Source organism: Mesorhizobium sp. M4B.F.Ca.ET.017.02.2.1 (assembly GCF_003998955.1).
In the GTDB taxonomy this organism is placed as follows: Bacteria; Pseudomonadota; Alphaproteobacteria; order Rhizobiales; family Rhizobiaceae; genus Mesorhizobium; species Mesorhizobium abyssinicae.
Genome location: NZ_RZOF01000477.1, coordinates 1 through 3,636, shown reverse-complemented (window position 1 = coordinate 3,636; position 3,636 = coordinate 1). Strand labels below are relative to the sequence as shown.

Genomic DNA, 3,636 nt, shown 5'->3' with positions numbered 1-3,636 from the left:
GCGGCGGGTCGACCAGGTGGTGGTCGAGCATGGCACCGCGCCGCTAGACGACCTCTATCTGTCGCTGAAACCGCTGTCGAACAATGGCGGCGCGGTCGACTACGAGCGGCTGGTGAGCGGCGGCGATATTTTCCCCAAGCGCAATCCGGAGGGCGGCTTCGTCGTGTTCCGGATTGGCGACGCGGTCGCCTCGCGCAACATCCATGCCGCCATCTACGACGGCATCCGATTCGGCTTGAGGATCTAGGCCGCGGTGGCTGATGGCCGGACTGGACTTGGGCTGTCATATTTGCAATTTTCTGTCGCCGATCCGGGGCTGGCACAGGCTGTGCTGAAGGGTCCGCACAGCCGGGGGCTTGCTTGACCGCACAAGACCTGTTCGTTCCGCGCCAGACCAATACGGCGCTTTACATCCAGCTGCACGACGCCGGGCACCCGGTGGAAGATATCCTGCGCGTCCAGAGGGCCTACGGCGTGGCCTGCGCCATGTTCAATGGCCGCTACCGCAAGACCGGGCGACCCTTTATTTGCCATGCCGTCGGCGCCGCGTCATCGGTCGCGCATTTCGACAAGGATCTCGATCTTGTCGTCGCCGCGATGTTCCACGCCGCCTATGACAGCGCCCAATATCCGGACGGCAAATCCAGCCGGCGCAGCGAGACCCACCGCAAGTGGCTGGAGCAGAAGCTCGGACCCCGGGTGGAAGGTCTTGTCGCCAGGGTCGGCGCGATGAAGTTCGACACCGGGGATCCCGAGCGCCTTGTGGCGCAAGGCGTGCCGGCCGGCGACGAGGACATCCTTTTCCTCGTCCTTGCGCATGATGTCGACGATATGGCGGATGGCGGGCTGGCATTCGCGCCCAAATATGGCCGGTCGATTGAATCGCGGGTGGCTGCCTGCGCCATTCTGGCCCGGCGCATCGGCCGCGAGAGCCTTGCAGCCACGATCGAAGCCTATGGCAGCCGCTATGCGGCGCTGGGGTGGGCGGCTGCGCTCGAGGATAGCAGACTGGAAGGTTTTCGCATTGCGCCGAATGTGCGCAACTACCTCAAATTGCGCCGCGACAAGCTGCGCGGAGCCCGGGTGGAGGTGCTTTGACGGCCGTGCCGCCGCCAGCGCAATTCCAGGAAAAGTGCGTAGCGGTTTCCGTCCGGAGTTGCGCCAAAACAAAGGGAAAGAGCGGTTCTGCGTTTCCGTGAAACGATGAACCGCTCTAGCGAGGCACGCGCACCGGACCTTCGCAAGGAGAGCCACCTGCCGCTCCGGTCCGGTGCGCGCCGCGCCCGACACCGGCTTGGCGCCGGCGCCGAGCGGTTCTTTGCGGGCTAGAACATCCTTGCGGTTGCCATGCACAGCACGGTGAGCACCAGCAGCCAGGCGGCGATGCGTTCGCCGACGGCCATCTTTGCGCGCAGCATAGGTACGGTGGCTGCATCGGCACCGGCCAACTGGCTGCTCGGCCGGCGCACCATGGCGCCGAGGACGCCGGCGGCCGCGATGGCCGCCACGATGCCGATTGCCAGCACGATCTCCATCGAGCCGAAGCTGCCCTCGTGGAAGAAATACCAAAGCAGCGCGCCGGTCAGAAACACCATGCCAGATGCGCCGAGTTGCGGCCGGATGAAGCGCTCAGCCTTGATCTCGGGATCGCGGGCGAGCGTGATTGTCGTGCCGGCCCAGAACACGCCAGCCATGACGTGAAGGCCGATGACGATGATGTAGACATATTGCATGACCGCATTCCTTCCTTTCCGCCCGCCAACCGAATAATTAGATATCGAATGATTTGATGTCAATGTATAATGGCGCGTTCCAACGCCCCATGGCTTGTTCTACTGTCGGATCATGACACCCTTTGACCGCCCGCCCGTCGGAATGAACCTTGCCCGCACCGCCAAGGCGGTGGCGCAGGCCTTTGACGCCGCCCTGGTCGAGGCCGGCGGCACGCTGCCGGTGTGGCTGACGCTGCTCTCGGTCAAGTCGAAGGAACTCGCCAACCAGCGCGAACTCGCCGGCATGATCGGCATCCAGGGCGCGACGCTGACGCATCATCTCAACGCCATGGAGGCGCAGGGGTTGCTGACGCGGCGACGCGATCCGCAAAACCGCCGGGTCCATCAGGTGGCATTGACCGAGGCCGGCGAAGCGATGTTCGAGAAATTGCGATTGGCCGCCGTCGCCTTCGACAAGCGGCTGCGGGTGGGATTGCCGGACGAGCGGCTGGCAGAGTTCGCGGAAGTATTGGCGGCGCTGCGGGCGAATGTCGGCGGCTGACCAGTCGGATTGTTTCCGCCGGTCAGAGGAGCTATATGACTACAATAGTCATAAGCGGAGTTTGGCCATGCGAGAGATTCAATTGAAGGATGCCAAGGCGACGCTCTCGGCGGTGGTCGATCAGGCGGTCGCCGGAAAGCCTGCCGTCATCACGCGGCATGGTCGCAAACAGGCTGTCATTCTGTCATTCAAGGACTATGAACGGCTGTCGCGGGTGCCCAGCTTTGGGCGATTGCTGGCGGCTTTTCCCGGCGCAGAAGCTGACATTCCGCCTCGCTCCCGAAAACCAGCTCGCACGGTTGACCTCTAACGCGGGCTTTGCGTTTGATGTTCCTGCTGGACACCAACATCATTTCGGCGCTGGCGCCTTCCAAAACGGTCGAGCAAGCGGCCTTGGCGGATTGGCTTGATCGGGCCAGCGACTACCTGTTCCTGTCTGTGGTTACGGCATCCGAAATTACCGCGGGAATAGCGAAGGCCGAGCGCGAAGGCGCTAAGAAAAGGACGGCTCTGCTTCGCCAGTGGTGGCAGGCGGTCGAATATCTCTACAACGAAAGAATACTCCCCTTCGATCTGCGTGCCGCGCATGCGGCGGGATCTATCTTGGATCGGGCCAGGGCCTATCAGCCAGGGTTCGAGGACATTGCGATCGCCGCGACGGCGGAAGTTCATGACTTGACGATATTGACCGACAACGAGCGTCATTTCGCCCCTCTCGGGGTGCCGATGCTCAATCCGCTAAAGGCTTTGCCGCCTCTGCCGGCAACGTAAATGCCGACCATGAACAGCGTGGCCGGAACCTGCTCGGCCTGAATGTTGCTGGTGCCGTTCAGTGGCCGTCGTCGAAGGTGAGATAGATGGTGCGGTCCGCTGCCAGTGCCGGCCACGGGATGAGCAGCAGGAACAACAGAACGAGACGAGGCGGCATCCGCGAGATCCGTTTGCGATCTCCGCAGGCCGCCATGGCCGGACCGGCCTTGTGAAGTTTGTCGACGATCGAGCTAAGCCAGGCTGCCCTGCAGCACCTTGAGCTTCGCCTTCTTCGGGCTGCGCGCCAGCAGCCAGTCGCGCGCCTTGTCCTGCGGCATCGGGAAGGCGATCGAATAGCCCTGCACCTGGTCGCAGCCGATCGCCATCAGTGAATCGAGCTCGGCTTCGGTCTCCGCACCTTCCGCCACGATCGAGATGCCCAGCCCGCGCGCAAGCTCGGTGATGGCGCGCACGATCTTGGAGTTGTCGCCGTTCTCGTTGATGTTCTGGACGAAGCGGCGGTCAATCTTCAGCCGGTCGATCTCGTTGGGGTTGACATGGCTGAGCGAGGCCTAGCCGGTGCCGAAATCGTCGAGTTCGAGATGCACGCCG

At 63.1% G+C, this 3,636-nt stretch carries 5 protein-coding genes and 2 pseudogenes; 5 read left to right on the top strand and 2 right to left on the bottom strand.

Going from position 1 to position 3,636, the window contains the following annotated elements; all coding sequences use genetic code 11:
- A pseudogene (locus EN738_RS32300) lies at nt 1-247 on the top strand (N-methylproline demethylase); the annotation flags it as partial.
- Nucleotides 248-360: 113 nt separating this feature from the next.
- A complete protein-coding gene (locus tag EN738_RS32295) occupies nt 361-1,098 on the top strand; it encodes a DUF6817 domain-containing protein (RefSeq protein ID WP_127287113.1) in 738 nt (245 codons plus the stop codon).
- A gap of 227 nt (nt 1,099-1,325) precedes the next feature.
- Here EN738_RS32295 and EN738_RS32290 read toward each other — a convergent pair whose 3' ends face one another.
- Complete coding sequence (locus EN738_RS32290) at nt 1,326-1,733, bottom strand: hypothetical protein (RefSeq protein WP_127287112.1); 408 nt, start codon at nt 1,731-1,733, stop codon at nt 1,326-1,328.
- A gap of 112 nt (nt 1,734-1,845) precedes the next feature.
- Here EN738_RS32290 and EN738_RS32285 point away from each other — a divergent pair, with 112 nt between their 5' ends.
- The 3 genes from EN738_RS32285 to EN738_RS32275 all read left to right on the top strand — a co-directional run bounded on the left by EN738_RS32285 (nt 1,846) and on the right by EN738_RS32275 (nt 3,045).
- Complete coding sequence (locus tag EN738_RS32285; RefSeq protein WP_127287111.1) at nt 1,846-2,274, top strand: MarR family winged helix-turn-helix transcriptional regulator; 429 nt, start codon at nt 1,846-1,848, stop codon at nt 2,272-2,274.
- A gap of 67 nt (nt 2,275-2,341) precedes the next feature.
- Nucleotides 2,342-2,584: a type II toxin-antitoxin system Phd/YefM family antitoxin gene (locus tag EN738_RS32280; RefSeq protein WP_127287110.1), complete on the top strand. Its 243-nt coding sequence runs from the start codon at nt 2,342-2,344 to the stop codon at nt 2,582-2,584.
- 17 nt (nt 2,585-2,601) lie between these two features.
- On the top strand, nt 2,602-3,045 hold the full coding sequence (locus EN738_RS32275; protein WP_127287109.1) for a type II toxin-antitoxin system VapC family toxin: 444 nt from the start codon (nt 2,602-2,604) through the stop codon (nt 3,043-3,045).
- A 230-nt stretch (nt 3,046-3,275) separates the two neighbouring features.
- Here EN738_RS32275 and EN738_RS32265 read toward each other — a convergent pair.
- Nucleotides 3,276-3,636 (bottom strand): annotated as a pseudogene (locus EN738_RS32265) (EAL domain-containing protein); the annotation flags it as partial.

Bases quoted from the DNA above. Each gene is read 5' to 3' on its own strand.
- EN738_RS32285 (WP_127287111.1), top strand. From the start codon at position 1,846: ATGACACCCTTTGACCGCCCGCCCGTCGGAATGAACCTTGCCCGCACC.
- EN738_RS32290 (WP_127287112.1), bottom strand. From the start codon at position 1,733: ATGCAATATGTCTACATCATCGTCATCGGCCTTCACGTCATGGCTGGC.
- EN738_RS32280 (WP_127287110.1), top strand. From the start codon at position 2,342: ATGCGAGAGATTCAATTGAAGGATGCCAAGGCGACGCTCTCGGCGGTG.
- EN738_RS32275 (WP_127287109.1), top strand. From the start codon at position 2,602: ATGTTCCTGCTGGACACCAACATCATTTCGGCGCTGGCGCCTTCCAAA.